The sequence below is a fragment of the Yersinia sp. Marseille-Q3913 genome (genome assembly GCF_963892745.1).
In the GTDB taxonomy this organism is placed as follows: Bacteria; Pseudomonadota; Gammaproteobacteria; order Enterobacterales; family Enterobacteriaceae; genus Yersinia; species Yersinia bercovieri.
Window position 1 is genome coordinate 1 of sequence record NZ_CAWQAF010000012.1, and the last position, 15,741, is coordinate 15,741.

Sequence of the window (15,741 nt, forward strand, 5' to 3'; positions counted from 1 at the left end):
TCATAAAAAACTGCACCTTACTTTGTTGAGTGTCCAACATTTGGGGTGCAGTTCACTTGCGATCTCCCGGCTTTTTTATTTGTGACGATCAGGACTCTTCCGTCAGAACAACTCGTGGGTCTGACCATTATCCATCAGTGTCGTCCCCGCCTCATGTACCGAATACTCAGTAGGTTGAGTGCCTTCGATAAAGAACTCTGGGCGGCTACCTGGCCCACCAGTAGAGAGCTTACCGGTTTGCTTATCAATCACTACGCTGACGATACCCGGTGGTGGTGCGACAGGTTTTTCCGGCAAGCCCTCCAGAGCCGCCTTCATAAAGTCATTCCATGCTGGCTGAGCTGTCTTCGCCCCACCTTCAGCCCCGGCTATCTGATCTGGGATTGCGCCTGATGCCGAGCTGCGACCTAAATCGCGACGATGGTCATCAAAGCCAATCCAGACTGACGTCACGGTATCCGGGCCATAGCCAGAGAACCAGGCATCTTTCGAGTTATTGGTGGTGCCGGTTTTGCCGCCAATATCTTTGCGCTTCAAATCACGCCCAGCCCGCCAGCCCGTCCCCATCCAGCCCGGTTCCCCGAAGATGTTGGAGTTCAGTGCATCGCGGATAAGGAACGCCAGCGGGGTGCTTATCACATGTGGTGCATATTGCTCATCGCTATTGAGTTTTGCCTGCGCAGGGGTGACTTGTTCCAGCTCCGGCATTGGCACATTGCTGGCGCTGTTGGTCTGTGATGTGGCGACATTTTCGATGTTATCGTCCGACAGCACCACCGAGCGTTGAGTGTCGCCATAAATGACCGGTAAGTTGCACTCTTGGCAGACAATTTTGGGTTTTGTCTCAAACAGCACATTACCGACATCATCGGTGATTTTGGTGATGAAATAGGGGTCAACCAGATAACCGCCATTTGCCAGCACCGCGTAACCACGGACTAACTGCAATGGTGTGAACGAAGCTGAACCCAATGCCAGTGACTCCGAATGCACGATATTTTGTGCTGGGAAACCAAAGCGTTGCAGGTATTCAGCGGCATAATCCACACCCATCGCGCGCATTGCTCGCACCATCACCACGTTTTTTGACTGACCTAAACCTTGGCGCAAACGAATTGGGCCATCGTAAGTCGGTGGTGAGTTTTTTGGCCGCCAGTCAGTACCGGCACCAGCATCCCAACGGGTAATGGGCAAGTCGTTGAGGATGGTTGCCAGTGTCAGCCCTTTATCCATCGCGGCGGTATACAGGAAAGGCTTAATATTCGAACCCACCTGACGCAGCGCCTGGGTAGCACGGTTGAATTTACTTTGGTTAAAGTCAAAACCCCCCACCAACGCTTTAATCGCGCCATTATTCGGGTCGATAGAAACCAGGGCTGAATTGACGTCCGGCACCTGCGCCAGCCACCAGTTATCCTCGACTTTTCTGACCCAAATCTGCTGACCCGGTTGCACCACATCTGTGACTTTTTTCGGTGTTGGCCCCTGAGCGTTATCCGATTTAAACGCACGCGCCCAGCGCATACCAGACATCGGCAAGGTCACGTTAGTGCCATCTGCCAGCATGGCCATGGCTTGTGCTGCATTGGCTTCAGTCACGACCGCCGGCAGCAGCGGGCCATAGACCGGCAGCGTTTTCAGCGAATCAATAATCTGCTCACGGCTCCACGCACTTTCACCCACCTTCCACAACACATTGGATGGGCCGCGATAGCCATGACGCATGTCATAAGCCAGCACATTGGCGCGTAAGGAGTCAACCGCCGCCAACTGGAGCTTTCTGGTGATGGTGGTATAGACCTGATAACCGTCGGTATAGGCATTCTCACCGTAACGTTTAATCATCTCCTGACGCACCATTTCAGACAGATAAGGCGCTGAGAAGGCAATTTGTGGAGCATGATAGTTGGCGACCAGATCTTCACTGCGCGCCTGATCGTACTGTGCTTGGGTGATGTACTTCTCATCTAGCATACGCGACAGCACGACGTTTCGGCGCGCGACCGCTCTCTCGTGTGAATAGAGTGGGTTGAAGGTTGACGGCGCTTTTGGCAAACCAGCAATCATCGCCATCTGGCTGAGGGTCAACTCGTTGACTTCTTTACCGAAATAGACCTGTGCCGCCGCCCCGACGCCATAGGCACGGTAGCCGAGATAAATCTTGTTCAGATACAGCTCAAGAATTTCATCCTTGCTCAATAACTGTTCAATACGAATGGCCAGAAATGCTTCCTTGATTTTACGCATCAAGGTCCGCTCTGGGCTTAAGAAAAAGTTTCGCGCCAATTGTTGGGTAATGGTACTTGCCCCTTGTGAGGCGCGACCAGAAACCATGGCAACTGAGGCAGCACGTAGGATACCCACCGGGTCCACACCGTGATGCTCATAGAATCGGCTATCTTCCGTCGCAATAAACGCGTGCACCATTTCTGGTGGGATCTGTTTTAGTGTCAACGGGATACGGCGTTTCTCACCGTATTGGGCGATCAATTCGCCTTCGGCGCTATACACCAGCATAGGTGTTTGCAGCCGGACATCTTTCAGCGTGGCAACGTCGGGTAGCTGAGGCTCAATATATTTGTAGAGACCAAATATCGAGGCTGCTCCCAGTAAAATGCAACACACTGCAAGGATCAAAAAATACTTTACGAACTTCACCTGAGATTTCCCATTCAATGTCAATTGGGCAGTTTATAAACAACCGCGCCGTAGTATAAAGGCAAGCCCTTAACATGGATACGTTCTTTTATTCTCTCGACATGGAGGTCGACAAAGATGTACACACAATATTGGCAGGTTGGGCTGGATATTCAAATGGAGGCCATACGCGCCTTGGCAGTCGTCAGGCGTCGCCATGGCTGGCAACTGCGCTACTGGTGGCATCACTCCTTACCTGCTGGCACGTTGCGCGACGGTATTTTACAACAGCCAGATATCGTTAGCGACAAACTCAAATTATTGCGAAAACAATTACCAAGACATATTTCATTACGTATTGCACTGCCCGCACAGCGGATATTGCAACATACGATGGCTGCACCGGACCGACGTCTGCGCGAACCCGAATGTGCGGGGTATATCAATGCGGCGGCCTGCCGGGCATTCCCGCTAAGCAGTCAGGAGTTGGCGCTGGATTATCGCACTACCTCCCCATCCGACAGTGAGCTATTGATTACCGCGGCCCGCCAGTCAGAAATTCAGCAATGGCAAACATGCTTACGCCAGGCTGGCTTGCCATCACATATCATTGATATCACGCCCTGCGCTTTGCGCTATATGGCAGCAGCGGCAGGGTTATCTGGACCATATTGGTTGATTCATCGCCTGGCGAATGAGTGGCTGTGGGTCTCTTCCAGTGAGATGCCGTTTGAGTTCGGCGCGGTAACCATTGACGCCGATGATGATATGCCGGAAGGCCACGGCTCTAATGCAACAGAATCACGTTCGGCATTGGTGGCACAGCTTCAGACTCGCTATCCCGAACTGGGTACGACCCCGATGAGAGTCTACTACAGCAGCACGATGGATGAGCCGCCGCCTGAAAACACTACCCACTGGTCACCCTTCGCGGCGTTTACCCAGTATCAACCGCCACTCCCCCCCTTACCTGCCGCCTACATTCTGGCCGGAGGGCTGGCACTACGCCCAGTGGACTATTGATGTATCAGGTTAATTTTTCATTATGGCGCACAGAACGGCTGCTCGCCCGCTACCGTTTTTGGCGTAATGCGGGTTTGTGCCAGTGCTCACTGTTGGTCATCACACTGGTGTTCACGTTGATGCAATCCCATGGGGTGCAGACCCGCCAGCAAGGCAGTTTGGTTGAGCTAACACAGCAACAGGGGGCATTAATCCAGCATCATCAAGAGGTGCAACGCGCCATGGTGCAGTTGCAGCAAACAGAACAGCGCGTTCAGATTTACCGTCAGGTGCATCAATCTGCCCGTCGATACGCCACATTATTGCAGCAGCTATCACAGCAAATCCCAGATAGCTGTTGGTTGGTCAGCTTAATGCCACAAGGCGACAGGGTGGTCTTAGAGGCGATTAGCCAGGAATATGCCGCAATTAACAGCTTTTTAGTGCAATTAGGCCGTCAATCTCTCCTCGCGAATGTGCGCTTACAAAAAATTGCTCAGCAGGATGACGGTAATTTTCGTTTTGCGGTTTGGGCTGATTGGCAAAGCGGGGAGGCGAACCATGAATAACTCATTACAACGTTGGTTGGATAGGCCGGGTTGGCAGCTCTGCTTATGGCAATGGGGCATTCTGGGGCTACTTGGTGCAGCGGCTTATGGCATGTTATTACGCCCTGCATGGCAACAGCAGCATCTCAGCGAAAATAAAATTATTCAGCATCAACAGCAGGTTGAGGATCAACAGTCACTCTTGGCGACATTGCCCGCACTCTCACTCATTCGTCAGCAAATTGCCGCAGTGAGATCTGAGGAAGCAGTATGGCGGCAAAATAATAGCTCTATGGCCCATCTGGTTGGTGAATTGATTGCGCCCTTTGGCGGGCAGGTCATTTATTGGCAGCGACAATCTGAACCAGCGGTGGTGGCTGAGCCGGATGCAGTGGCGCATCAACAGTGGCACGCAACTTTGCGAGTCAATTTCTATGGGCTGCTTCACTTACTGCGCCAATTATCTGAAATCTCAGGTCCGGTCCAAACTCAACTGATTGAAGTTAAAAATGATAACGCGGTACTGATGGTGAAAATAAGCCTGAAAGAGTACCTCGTGGAGGGCATCAATGAGTCACTACAATAGAACATTGGCCATGGGGTTACTGATGGCCGCATCACTGGCCCCTGCGGTTTATGCCGAATCTTTATTGGCTACAGCGGAGCGCAACCCTTTTCAAAAAGTATCGGTAGAGTCTTGTGACAGTGGCCGAGAGCGGTTAGCCAGTTGGCAGCTTCAGGGCATTGTGAGTGGCGCAGATTACCACTCCGGTTGGGGGCGGTGGCCGAGCGGCAGCGGGCAAAAGTTGGTAGTGGGGCAAAAACTGCTGCCCAACTGGCAGGTTACCGATATTAGCGCGCAGCAGGTGACTCTACAGCATATCAACCCAGTTAAGACCTGCGGAGAGTTCTCAGCACCGATGGTGCTATTGATGCGCTGAGTTAACTATTTTTCTGATGAATGATAGCCAGAATTAAAAGGAATTGAACTGATGGATATGGATATGACTAAAGCCAAAATTAAAACAGCAGCTTGGCTAACCCGTACATTCAGTCTCGTGTGGGGGCGGAGACTCATGCTGCTGAGCTTATTATTCACGAACACCGCATTGCACGGCGCAAAAGGGGGTCCGCCCGTCACACTGGCGTTTCAGGATGCCCCAGTCTCCGTGGTGTTACAGGCGCTGGCTGATTATCAGCAATTGAATTTGGTGGTTGCGCCAGGGGTCAATGGCAATATTAGCCTCCGACTGGTTGATGTCCCTTGGGAGCAGGCACTCACTATCATTTTGCGCATGGGGCACCTGAAAGTAGAACGCGAAGGGGCGGTGATGATGGTGTTCACTGAACAGGATATAGAGGAGAGGCAACAGCGCGCCAAACAAAAAACGGAGCCGGACTCTCTGAGTAATCTGACACTGGCTTTGCAACATGCTGATGCCGAAGAAGTCGCGGATAGTTTGGAGGAGGGCGGGCTACTCTCTCCGCTAGGCAGTGTGATGGTGGATAAGCGCACCAATACATTACTTATTCGCGATACTCCCGCATCATTGGCAGTATTGAAAGGCTGGTTGGCTGAGATGGATCTCCCCTTACAGCAAGTCCAGCTCGCGGCACATATCGTGACCATGAGCCGCGAAAATTTGCAGGAGCTGGGTGTGCGCTGGGGCATGGGCGAGTCACAGCACGCCACGTCGTTGAGAGTGAATGATTTCAATGTCAATTTACCGCTGGCTAATAGTGTTGTTAACGCAGGATTTAATGTCGCTCGTATTGGCGGGCGACTGCTGGAGCTTGAATTGAGTGCATTAGAGCAAGAGAATCAGGTCGATATTATTGCCAGCCCACGTCTGGTCGCCTCTCATCTGCAAACCGCCAGTATCAAGCAAGGTTCTGACATCCCTTATGCTGTCGCGCGCGGGGATAAAGGTGCGGTTTCTATCGAATTTAAAGAAGCGGTATTAGGCATGGAGGTCACACCTAAAATACTACGCAATGGCAAAATTACTCTAAACTTGAAAATTAGTCAGAATATGCCCGGCATGACAATTAAACGTGGCGATACTGAAGCTCTGCTAATAGATAAGCAGGAAATAAAAACCCAAATAACAGTAAATGATGGCGAAACTATTGTGCTGGGGGGCATTTTCCAACAAAAAAACAGTCAGGCAGTGAATAAAGTCCCCATACTGGCCGATATTCCCTGGGTGGGGGCGCTGTTTAAACAAGATGCCCAGCAACAAAGTCGACGGGAACTGGTGATTTTCATCACGCCAAGGTTGATCAGTGCTTGAGCTTGATAAGGTACTGTTTTATGAAAACAGGTCAATCTTGGTGACTTTCTACAACTTTTTGTGTGATAGAAGGCTTCTAAATTTGACGCTGCGTCAGATTTAGCTTACAAGGGTTACCGAATTGAGCGCCGAGGTTTTTAATAACGTTGATACGCCGATAAAAACGTATGGTTTCCCTCCCACGACGTGTACAACGATTTATTCGGTTGCCAAACTACCAGAAGTGCTGAGATAATTTTCCGTCTGATCTCGCACTATCGCTCATGAGGTTTCAGTTTAGGTCCCGCCGCTAATTTGATTGGCGGGGCGGGTTATCATTAACGAATAGTCTTAGTAATACCAAAAACATGGCAGAGAAACGCAATATCTTTCTGGTTGGGCCTATGGGTGCCGGCAAAAGCACTATTGGTCGTCAGTTAGCTCAGCAACTCAATATGGAGTTTTTCGACTCCGATCAAGAAATTGAGCGACGTACCGGAGCTGACGTGGGCTGGGTATTCGACGTGGAAGGCGAAGAAGGTTTCCGCGATCGCGAAGAAAAAGTTATTAATGAACTGACGGAAAAGCAAGGCATTGTTCTGGCAACCGGTGGTGGCTCTGTTAAATCCAGAGAAACCCGTAACCGTTTGTCAGCCCGTGGCGTTGTGGTGTACTTGGAAACCACGATCGAAAAGCAGTTGGCTCGTACACAGCGCGACAAAAAACGTCCGTTGTTGCAGGTTGATTCGCCTCCGCGTGAAGTGTTAGAAGCACTGGCAAGAGAACGTAATCCGTTGTACGAAGAAATTGCAGATGTCACCATCCGCACTGACGATCAAAGCGCGAAAGTTGTTGCTAACCAGATTATCAACATGCTGGAAAGTAACTGATTTTAGCATTTTACTAATGCCCACGGGCGTAAGTTAAGAAGGTTTCTGAGCGCGACATGGAGAAGATTACTGTCACGTTAGGGGAGCGTAGCTACCCCATTACGATTGCTGCTGGATTATTCAATGATCCGGCCTCTTTTAAGCCGCTAAAGGCGGGTGATCAGGTCATGCTGGTAACCAACCAAACGCTGGCTCCACTCTATCTGGACTCGCTCCGGGCAGTGCTGGAACAAAGCGGCATTAAAGTTGATCAGGTGATTTTACCTGATGGCGAGCAGTATAAATCTCTGAGCGTTTTAGAGCAGGTATTTTCTGCCCTTCTGGAAAAACCGCACGGTCGTGATACTACGCTTGTCGCCTTAGGTGGCGGTGTAGTAGGCGACCTGACCGGTTTTGCCGCAGCTTGCTATCAACGTGGTGTTCGCTTCATTCAAGTCCCTACCACCTTACTTTCTCAAGTGGACTCTTCTGTCGGTGGCAAAACCGCAGTGAACCACCCATTGGGCAAGAACATGATTGGTGCTTTCTACCAGCCTGCATCGGTGGTGGTTGACCTTAATTGCCTTAAAACTCTGCCTCCACGTGAACTTGCTTCCGGGCTGGCTGAAGTTATCAAATACGGCATTATTCTCGATGCTGCTTTCTTTGATTGGTTAGAAGATAATATCGACGCATTACTCGCACTGGATATGTCAGCGTTAGCTTACTGCATCCGCCGTTGTTGCGAATTAAAAGCCGATGTTGTCGCCGCCGATGAACGCGAAGAGAGCGGGATGCGCGCTTTACTCAATTTGGGTCATACTTATGGTCATGCTATAGAGGCTGAAATGGGGTATGGCGTCTGGCTACACGGAGAAGCGGTTGCTGCTGGTATGATGATGGCGGCACATACCTCTCGTCGATTGGGCCAATTCTCAGCGAGCGATGTTGAGCGTATCAAGAAACTACTTTTACGTGCTGGCCTGCCTGTCTGCGGGCCGCAGGAAATGACACCTGAGTCCTATCTGCCGCACATGATGCGCGATAAAAAAGTGCTGGCAGGCGAGCTTCGTCTGGTGCTGCCAACCGCTATCGGTCAGTCAGAAATCCGTAGTGGTATTGCACACGACATGGTGTTGGCGTCGATCGCTGATTGCCAGCAATAGGAAATGGCATAAGTACGAGATGCATAAATTCTATCTTCATAAGATCTATGCTCATAAGCCCTATGATGTTGTATCATAAGAACATCATATTTCTTTGCTGCAGGTGGTTTAGCCTGTTTGCAGTCAGTAAATTCAATCAGCCGGGCTGCAGTGATAAACGCGGTAGGCTTTTGCCTCTAGTTGGAGGGTTTAGATGGATGATTTAAAGCCGGAAGACGATCTGAAACCAGATAGCAGTGACCGTCGTCCTACACGCGCTCGTAAGTCCTCAACGGGGCCGAAGCTGGCTGTTTCACGCCAACACATGATGATTGGTATCGGCATTTTAGTGCTGCTATTGATCATTATTGCCATTGGTTCAGCCCTGAAAGCGCCGACAGAGCATGAAGCATCGCAACAGAATCCCAATGTTGATGCCGCGAGAAATATTAATCTGTCTGATTCATCTTCACTCACCAGTGGCAATAACGCGCAACCGGGTGTGGCGAACAATGCCAGCGATGGCCATGATGCCAACGGCGTGAAGAGTACGGCTCAACCACAAGATATCACTGTTCCGCCGATTTCGCCGACCCCAACTGAAGCTACGGCACAGCCTTCAGCGAACAGCCCGACTCAGCGTGTCGAGTTACCGGGCAATATGTCTGATGCGCTTTCTCAGACTCAAGGGCAGGTCGATACACTGTCTCAGAATATGAATGACGGCCAGACATCAACCTTACCGACAGCTCCGGCAACGGTTTCTGGCTTGAAAGGGGCGAAAGCGCCAGTGACGGGTGATTCCATTACCCATCCATCACAGAAACCTGGCACGGTAGCGACTAAACATCCGTCTACAAATCCGCTATCCACCAATCAGCCGTCGAGCAGCCATAAAAAGCCAACTACGGCGGTCTCTCCGGCAGCATCTGCGGTGGCCGCTAAATCAGGTTCGGCGAGTGGCAGTAGCAGTACTTTGAAAAATGCGCCAGGCAGTCACTTCACGATACAACTGAGTAGTGCATCTCGCTCAGACACGTTGAATGCTTATGCCAAGCAGCAAAAATTAACTGACTATCATGTCTATGAAACTAAACGTGATGGTAAGCCTTGGTACATTTTAGTGAGTGGTAACTATGCCTCTTCTGCTGACGCAAAAAGGGCAATCACCACACTACCAGCCGATGTTCAGGCGAAAAAACCGTGGGTTAAACCTGTACAGCAAGTACAGCAAGACCTTAAAAAATAAATCATTCTTATTTGTGCGCTGATGTGCTGTTTGAAACAGAGTACAATCTGCGGCTCTGAATTATTAAGTAGCTAACTGACGGCATGAAGAAAAACCGCGCTTTTTTAAAATGGGCTGGTGGGAAATATCCGCTGGTTGATGACATTCGACGCCATCTTCCAGCGGGAGACTGCTTGATAGAGCCATTCGTCGGTGCGGGTTCGGTGTTTCTTAACACTGAGTATGAGTCTTACATACTGGCCGATATCAACAGTGACCTTATCAATCTCTACAATATCGTGAAGGAACGCACTGATGACTTTGTGCGTGACGCTCGGGTTTTATTTACGGGCGATTTCAATAATTCCGATAATTTTTACCTTCTACGTCAAGAGTTTAACTCCAGTAACGACACCTATCGCCGGGCATTACTGTTTCTCTATCTGAATCGCCATTGTTATAACGGTCTGTGCCGTTATAATTTGAGCGGTGAATTTAATGTGCCATTTGGTCGTTACAAAAAACCTTATTTCCCAGAAGCGGAGCTGTATTGGTTTGCTGAAAAATCGCAACATGCTGTTTTTGTTTGTGAGCACTATCAGGAAACTTTATTAAAAGCCGTGCAAGGGGCCGTGGTTTACTGCGATCCTCCGTATGCGCCGCTCTCTGCGACCGCCAATTTTACGGCATATCACACCAACAATTTTGGCATTGCGGATCAACAGAATCTGGCGCGTCTGGCTTACCAGCTTTCGGCCGAAAGCCAGATTCCGGTTCTGATCTCTAACCACGATACAGAACTGACGCGCGACTGGTATCATCAGGCGTCACTGCATGTGGTGAAAGCGCGCCGTACTATCAGCCGTAATATCCTGGGCCGTAGTAAAGTGAACGAGCTTTTGGCGCTGTATAGCTGAGCGGAAACGTCCGCTCGGTAAAGATTCAAACCCAGTGGTTTATGAAACAGACAGCGTGATGTAGATGGTTAAATCTGCAAAATGGATGCTTCATAAAACAAAGAGATACGTTTGGAGAAGCGGATGAAAAAGTTTTTAATTGCCCCATCTATTCTGTCAGCAGATTTTGCCCGCTTGGGCGAGGATACCGCCAGGGTACTCGCGGCTGGCGCTGATGTGGTGCACTTTGATGTGATGGACAATCATTACGTTCCTAATCTGACCATCGGCCCGATGGTGTGTCAGTCACTGCGTGACTATGGTATTACCGCCCCGATTGATGTACATCTGATGGTGAAACCGGTTGATCGCATCGTGCCGGATTTTGCCAAAGCCGGTGCCACTTATATTTCGTTCCATCCTGAAGCCTCAGAGCATGTCGACCGCACACTGCAGCTCATCAAAGAGAGTGGCTGCAAGGCGGGTCTGGTGTTCAACCCAGCCACACCCCTTAGCTACCTTGATTATGTGATGGATAAGCTGGATGTCATCTTATTGATGTCGGTGAACCCCGGTTTCGGCGGGCAGTCATTCATCCCAGAGACACTGAACAAGCTGCGGCAGGTACGTAAGCTTATTGATGACAGTGGTTATGACATCCGTCTGGAAGTGGATGGCGGGGTGAAAGTCGATAATATTCGCCAGATAGCTGCTGCGGGTGCAGATATGTTTGTGGCCGGCTCGGCTATCTTCAGTCAACCGGATTATGCTGCGGTTATCGATGCGATGCGCAGCGAACTGGCGATGTCTGCCCATGACTAAGTTCGGCGCTATTCGTGGTGTGGCTTTCGATCTGGATGGCACATTAGTCGATAGCGCACCGGGGCTTGCCAGCGCGATTGATATGGCGTTGGTTCATCAAAGCTTGCCTGCTGCGGGTCAAGGTCGGGTGTCTACCTGGATTGGCAACGGTGCTGATGTTCTCGTCGAACGCGCGTTGCGTTGGGCCGGTCGTGAGCCAGATACTCAGGCGGTTGCCCATACCCGCGAGCTGTTTGACCACTATTATGCCAAAACCGTTGAGCAGGGCAGTCAGCTATTCCCGCAGGTTAAAGCGACCTTGGAACAGCTGGCGGTCAGTGGCTTATCTATGGGGCTGATTACCAATAAGCCCACAGCGTTTGTTGCGCCTTTGCTGGCGTCACTGGGTATTGCTGATTATTTCTCCGTCATTATTGGCGGTGATGATGTGGTGGTGAAAAAGCCCCATCCTGCGCCGCTCTATTTGCTGTTGGCTAAACTCGGCCTACATGCCCGCGAAATGCTGTTTGTCGGTGATTCGCGCAATGACATTATGGCCGCACAGGCCGCCGGTTGCCCCAGTATTGGGTTGACCTATGGATATAACTACGGTGAAGCTATTGCTACCAGTCACCCCGACTGCGTGATGGATCACTTTGCCGATCTGTTGCCCGCCATCGGGCTACCCTCTTTAAAAGATCAGGAAGTATGAAATGAGTAATCCCACTGAATTAGGTCAACCTGTTGTGTCCAATAAACCTATCGTATTTAGCGGCGCGCAACCGTCCGGTGAATTGACCATTGGCAATTATATGGGTGCGCTGCGTCAGTGGGTACAGATGCAAGATGATTATGATTGCATCTATTGTATTGTTGACCTACATGCTATCACCGCGCGTCAAGATCCAGCGCTGTTAAGAAAAAGAACACTGGACACACTGGCGCTCTATCTGGCTTGCGGTATCGATCCGCAGAAGAGCACTATTTTCGTTCAGTCCCATGTGCCAGAGCACTCTCAACTGAGCTGGGCGCTGAACTGTTACACCTATTTTGGCGAACTGAGTCGTATGACCCAGTTCAAAGACAAGTCAGCCCGCTATGCCGAAAATATTAATGCTGGCTTGTTTGATTACCCCGTGTTGATGGCGGCAGATATCTTGCTCTATCAGACCAATCAGGTGCCGGTGGGTGAAGACCAGAAACAGCATTTAGAATTGAGCCGCGATATCGCGAACCGCTTTAACAATTTGTATGGCGATATCTTTAAAATTCCAGAGCCGTTTATCCCTAAAGCGGGTGCGCGGGTGATGTCGTTGCAGGACCCAACCAAAAAGATGTCCAAATCTGATGACAATCGCAACAACGTCATTGAGTTGCTGGAAGACCCTAAATCGGTAGTGAAAAAGATTAAGCGCGCGATGACCGACTCTGATGAGCCGGCAGTGATCCGCTATGACACCGAAAAGAAAGCCGGTGTGTCTAACTTGCTGGATATTCTCTCTGGCGTGACAGGTAAGTCAGTTCCTGAGCTGGAAGCGCAGTTTGAAGGCCAAATGTACGGCCATTTGAAAGGCGCTGTTGCCGAGGCAGTTTCTGATATGCTGAGTGAGCTACAGGCGCGTTATCACACTTATCGTGAAGATGAGGCTTTCTTGCAGGAAGTGATGCGTGAAGGAGCTGCCAAGGCCCGTGCTCGTGCCCAAGAGACATTGTCAAAAGTCTACCAAGCCATTGGTTTTGTTGCACATCCGTAAGTAAATCAGTAAGCAACCCGAAGGGGGAGAGATCGCCCTCAGACTGCCGACAAAGTCAAATAAAGGGGAAACGTGCCGTTGGGGCCGTAACGGCGTAAGCCGTCGGAGCGCCCCTAGGTGCGGTCAACCCTTTACTCACTAAGTTATAAGTCGCTTTGTCATTAACCTCAGGGGAGCTCTCCCCCTTCTGAGTCAACTCAGCTTAACCCACTCTTTCAACCTGCTCTTTTGCCGCGACTTTGTCGTGCTCGGCACTGGAAAACCAATTCAGTTTTTCACGTAAGCTGACCACGCTGCCGACAATAATCAGGCTAGGGCTGCTGACCTGCTGGGAAAGTAGCGCCAACTGGCTCAGTTCGCCGCTGACCACTCGCTGATGTCGCGAGGTGCCATTCTCCACCAGTGCCACTGGCGTCACCGCCGGCATACCGTGTCGAATTAGCTGCTGCTGGATCTCTCCGGCCTGCGATAACCCCATATAAAACACCAGCGTTTGCTTCTCTGCCGCCAGGTTGGCCCAATCCAACTGACCCTCTTTTTTGGCATGACCGGTAATTAGCCGCACACTCTGCGCATGATCACGATGGGTCAGGGGAATGCCACTGTAGGCAGAACAGCCCGATGCGGCAGTAATCCCTGGCACCACCGAGAAAGGAATGCCATATTCCGCTAAGGTTTCCAGCTCCTCACCACCGCGGCCAAAAATAAACGGGTCGCCACCTTTCAAGCGCACCACCCGTTTGCCAAGTTGTGCTTGCTGCAACAAGATTTGGTTGATTTGATCCTGTGGCACACTGTGATGGCCCGACTGTTTGCCGACAAAAATCCGCTCGGCATCACGCCGCACCAGATTCATGACCTCATCAGAGACTAAGCGGTCATACACCACCACATCAGCTTGCTGGATCTGCTGCAAACCTTTTAAGGTCAGTAAACCCGCATCACCCGGCCCGGCACCCACCAATACCACTTCACCGCGATCAGAGAGTGGCGCATTGAACAACTGCTCAATGTGCTGCTCGACTTGTATCTGATCGTCATTTGCCAGTGATTGCGCCAAACGATCGTGGGTTAGCAGTTTTTCCCAAAAACGACGGCGATCGGGCATGGCGGCAAAATGTTGCTTCACCCGTTGGCGCAAATGACCCGCCAACTGCGCCAACTGCCCTAAATGCAGTGGCAGCATCGCCTCGAGCTTTTCCCGCAACAGACGTGCCAGCACCGGTGCTTTACCGCCAGAAGAGATAGCAATCATGATGGGTGATCGGTCAATGATTGATGGCATGATAAAGCTGGTGCGCCTGGGATCATCCACCACATTGCAGAACACCCGCTGTTGGTTGGCGCTTTGATAGACCAAAGCATTCACCGCTACCTGATCAGTTGCCGCAATCACCAACCACTGCTCTGTCAGCAGCTCTGGAGCAAACTCGCCGCTGACTAAGGAGAGCCGCCCTTGCTCGGCCCATTGGTGAAACTGTGGCGTAAACTCGCAGGCATTGACGGTAACCATCGCACCCGCATCCAGCAGCAGTCGGGCCTTGCGCTCGGCCACTTCACCACCACCGACCAGCAGGCAGGCTTTGTTTTGCAGTTGGCAGAAAATCGGGAAGTAGTCCATCGGCAATCCTTCAGATTAAGGTGGTGGGGTGATAAAGCCCGCCTTTGTAGGCGGGGGAGTACAGTAAACAGTTACTCTTTTACCGCGTGTGGCGCGCTAACGGCCACCGGCTGTGGGCGCTGATCTCGTGGCGTGGCATACCAGTAGCCGAGGCCCATAAACACGGCACCCGACAGGGTATTACCCAGCGTGACCCACAACAGGTTGTGACCAATGCCGCTGAGGGTATAGGCCTCGCTGTGATGACCAAACCATGACAGCGCAAACAGAGTCATATTGGCCACTGAGTGCTCGTAGCCAGAAGCAATAAAGGCCAGCAAACACCACCAGATAGCGATAAATTTCGCCGCGCCTTCTACACGGATTGCCATCCAGATCGCCAGACAAACCAGCCAGTTACATAATACACCTTTGAAGAATAAGGTCATAGCGGGCGCAGAGGTTTTTGCCAGCGCGGCAGTGTGTACCAGGCTGGTATCCACGGTGAGCAAGCTGCCGCCGCCGTAGTAATAGAGCAGGGCCACAAACACTGAACCCAGCAGATTCCCCAACCAGGTTTGCGGTAATACTGCCCACATTTGGCTAGATTTGATGGTGCCCGCTTTCACGCCGAAGGTCAGAAACATGGTGTGGCCGGTGAACAGCTCAGAACCGGCGATAATCACCAGGGTCAGTGCCAGACCAAAGGTGGCTCCCATCACCAGCGGACGGTAAGCTGGGTCGATCAGGTTCCCTAAGGTGAAAATCAGAATAATGCCAAGGCCAACATAGGCACCGGCCATGGCAGAACCAATCCAGAAGCCTAGTGGGCTATCTTTGGCCAATTTGACGATCCGCGCCGCGTTAGCCGCGCATTTGTTGATGGTGTCGCTATACATTTTTAATCCCAATCCCCTTGCTCTTGACGCCGCAGCGGTCTGCTCTGCCTTGCTGCAACACCAATCACTTTGGGGATGATCGAGTGTTA

Annotated in this window: 15 protein-coding genes; 12 read left to right on the top strand and 3 right to left on the bottom strand. The window is 51.1% G+C overall.

Translation table 11 applies throughout. The features are described from left to right. Positions 1-102: 102 nt before the first annotated feature. Positions 103-2,658, bottom strand: coding sequence for a peptidoglycan glycosyltransferase/peptidoglycan DD-transpeptidase MrcA (mrcA, locus tag AACW11_RS06845; protein ID WP_212586237.1), 2,556 nt, complete (start codon positions 2,656-2,658; stop codon positions 103-105). A 117-nt stretch (positions 2,659-2,775) separates the two neighbouring features. Here mrcA and pilM point away from each other — a divergent pair, with 117 nt between their 5' ends. The 12 genes from pilM to trpS all read left to right on the top strand — a co-directional run bounded on the left by pilM (position 2,776) and on the right by trpS (position 13,153). Continuing rightward, positions 2,776-3,660, top strand: a complete 885-nt coding sequence (gene pilM, locus AACW11_RS06850) for a type IV pilus biogenesis protein PilM (RefSeq protein ID WP_212586238.1) — start codon at positions 2,776-2,778, stop codon at positions 3,658-3,660. Continuing rightward, positions 3,660-4,208: a PilN domain-containing protein gene (locus AACW11_RS06855; protein ID WP_212586239.1), complete on the top strand. Its 549-nt coding sequence runs from the start codon at positions 3,660-3,662 to the stop codon at positions 4,206-4,208. Before pilM ends, AACW11_RS06855 begins: the two co-directional genes overlap by 1 nt. Beyond that, a complete protein-coding gene (locus AACW11_RS06860; RefSeq protein WP_212586240.1) occupies positions 4,201-4,773 on the top strand; it encodes a pilus assembly protein PilO in 573 nt (190 codons plus the stop codon). Before AACW11_RS06855 ends, AACW11_RS06860 begins: the two co-directional genes overlap by 8 nt. Continuing rightward, on the top strand, positions 4,757-5,128 hold the full coding sequence (locus tag AACW11_RS06865) for a pilus assembly protein PilP (protein WP_249192895.1): 372 nt from the start codon (positions 4,757-4,759) through the stop codon (positions 5,126-5,128). The genes AACW11_RS06860 and AACW11_RS06865 overlap by 17 nt, the downstream gene beginning before the upstream one ends. Before the next feature lie 135 nt (positions 5,129-5,263). Further along, a complete protein-coding gene (hofQ, locus tag AACW11_RS06870) occupies positions 5,264-6,481 on the top strand; it encodes a DNA uptake porin HofQ (RefSeq protein ID WP_212586241.1) in 1,218 nt (405 codons plus the stop codon). A 347-nt stretch (positions 6,482-6,828) separates the two neighbouring features. Then, positions 6,829-7,350: a shikimate kinase AroK gene (aroK, locus tag AACW11_RS06875; RefSeq protein WP_005271698.1), complete on the top strand. Its 522-nt coding sequence runs from the start codon at positions 6,829-6,831 to the stop codon at positions 7,348-7,350. 56 nt (positions 7,351-7,406) lie between these two features. Then, entirely contained in the window at positions 7,407-8,495 is a 1,089-nt protein-coding gene (gene aroB, locus AACW11_RS06880; RefSeq protein WP_212586242.1) for a 3-dehydroquinate synthase, read from the top strand. Between the two features lie 193 nt (positions 8,496-8,688). Continuing rightward, the gene (locus AACW11_RS06885) at positions 8,689-9,723 is read left to right on the top strand and encodes an SPOR domain-containing protein (protein ID WP_212586243.1); all 1,035 of its coding nucleotides are present in this window, start codon (positions 8,689-8,691) and stop codon (positions 9,721-9,723) included. Positions 9,724-9,806: 83 nt separating this feature from the next. Continuing rightward, the gene (dam, locus tag AACW11_RS06890; protein WP_212586244.1) at positions 9,807-10,619 is read left to right on the top strand and encodes an adenine-specific DNA-methyltransferase; all 813 of its coding nucleotides are present in this window, start codon (positions 9,807-9,809) and stop codon (positions 10,617-10,619) included. Positions 10,620-10,742: 123 nt separating this feature from the next. Beyond that, entirely contained in the window at positions 10,743-11,420 is a 678-nt protein-coding gene (gene rpe / locus AACW11_RS06895; protein ID WP_212586245.1) for a ribulose-phosphate 3-epimerase, read from the top strand. Further along, positions 11,413-12,111, top strand: coding sequence for a phosphoglycolate phosphatase (locus AACW11_RS06900; RefSeq protein WP_212586246.1), 699 nt, complete (start codon positions 11,413-11,415; stop codon positions 12,109-12,111). The genes rpe and AACW11_RS06900 overlap by 8 nt, the downstream gene beginning before the upstream one ends. A 1-nt stretch (position 12,112) precedes the next feature. Next, positions 12,113-13,153: a tryptophan--tRNA ligase gene (gene trpS / locus AACW11_RS06905; protein WP_212586247.1), complete on the top strand. Its 1,041-nt coding sequence runs from the start codon at positions 12,113-12,115 to the stop codon at positions 13,151-13,153. A gap of 202 nt (positions 13,154-13,355) precedes the next feature. Here trpS and cysG read toward each other — a convergent pair whose 3' ends face one another. Together cysG and nirC are read right to left on the bottom strand one after the other, a co-directional pair. Next, a complete protein-coding gene (cysG, locus tag AACW11_RS06910) occupies positions 13,356-14,774 on the bottom strand; it encodes a siroheme synthase CysG (protein ID WP_212586248.1) in 1,419 nt (472 codons plus the stop codon). Positions 14,775-14,845: 71 nt separating this feature from the next. Continuing rightward, positions 14,846-15,652 carry a nitrite transporter NirC gene (nirC, locus tag AACW11_RS06915; RefSeq protein ID WP_145498853.1) on the bottom strand — a complete coding sequence of 269 codons (807 nt, stop codon included), beginning with the start codon at positions 15,650-15,652 and terminating at the stop codon, positions 14,846-14,848. Positions 15,653-15,741 lie beyond the last annotated feature (89 nt).

Excerpts from the sequence above, each read along its gene's own strand:
- dam (WP_212586244.1), top strand. The coding sequence starts at position 9,807 with ATGAAGAAAAACCGCGCTTTTTTAAAATGGGCTGGTGGGAAATATCCG.
- nirC (WP_145498853.1), bottom strand. The coding sequence starts at position 15,652 with ATGTATAGCGACACCATCAACAAATGCGCGGCTAACGCGGCGCGGATC.
- AACW11_RS06900 (WP_212586246.1), top strand. The coding sequence starts at position 11,413 with ATGACTAAGTTCGGCGCTATTCGTGGTGTGGCTTTCGATCTGGATGGC.
- pilM (WP_212586238.1), top strand. The coding sequence starts at position 2,776 with ATGTACACACAATATTGGCAGGTTGGGCTGGATATTCAAATGGAGGCC.
- AACW11_RS06885 (WP_212586243.1), top strand. The coding sequence starts at position 8,689 with ATGGATGATTTAAAGCCGGAAGACGATCTGAAACCAGATAGCAGTGAC.
- AACW11_RS06855 (WP_212586239.1), top strand. The coding sequence starts at position 3,660 with ATGTATCAGGTTAATTTTTCATTATGGCGCACAGAACGGCTGCTCGCC.
- cysG (WP_212586248.1), bottom strand. The coding sequence starts at position 14,774 with ATGGACTACTTCCCGATTTTCTGCCAACTGCAAAACAAAGCCTGCCTG.
- AACW11_RS06860 (WP_212586240.1), top strand. The coding sequence starts at position 4,201 with ATGAATAACTCATTACAACGTTGGTTGGATAGGCCGGGTTGGCAGCTC.
- hofQ (WP_212586241.1), top strand. The coding sequence starts at position 5,264 with ATGCTGCTGAGCTTATTATTCACGAACACCGCATTGCACGGCGCAAAA.
- aroB (WP_212586242.1), top strand. The coding sequence starts at position 7,407 with ATGGAGAAGATTACTGTCACGTTAGGGGAGCGTAGCTACCCCATTACG.
- AACW11_RS06865 (WP_249192895.1), top strand. The coding sequence starts at position 4,757 with ATGAGTCACTACAATAGAACATTGGCCATGGGGTTACTGATGGCCGCA.
- rpe (WP_212586245.1), top strand. The coding sequence starts at position 10,743 with ATGAAAAAGTTTTTAATTGCCCCATCTATTCTGTCAGCAGATTTTGCC.
- trpS (WP_212586247.1), top strand. The coding sequence starts at position 12,113 with ATGAGTAATCCCACTGAATTAGGTCAACCTGTTGTGTCCAATAAACCT.
- aroK (WP_005271698.1), top strand. The coding sequence starts at position 6,829 with ATGGCAGAGAAACGCAATATCTTTCTGGTTGGGCCTATGGGTGCCGGC.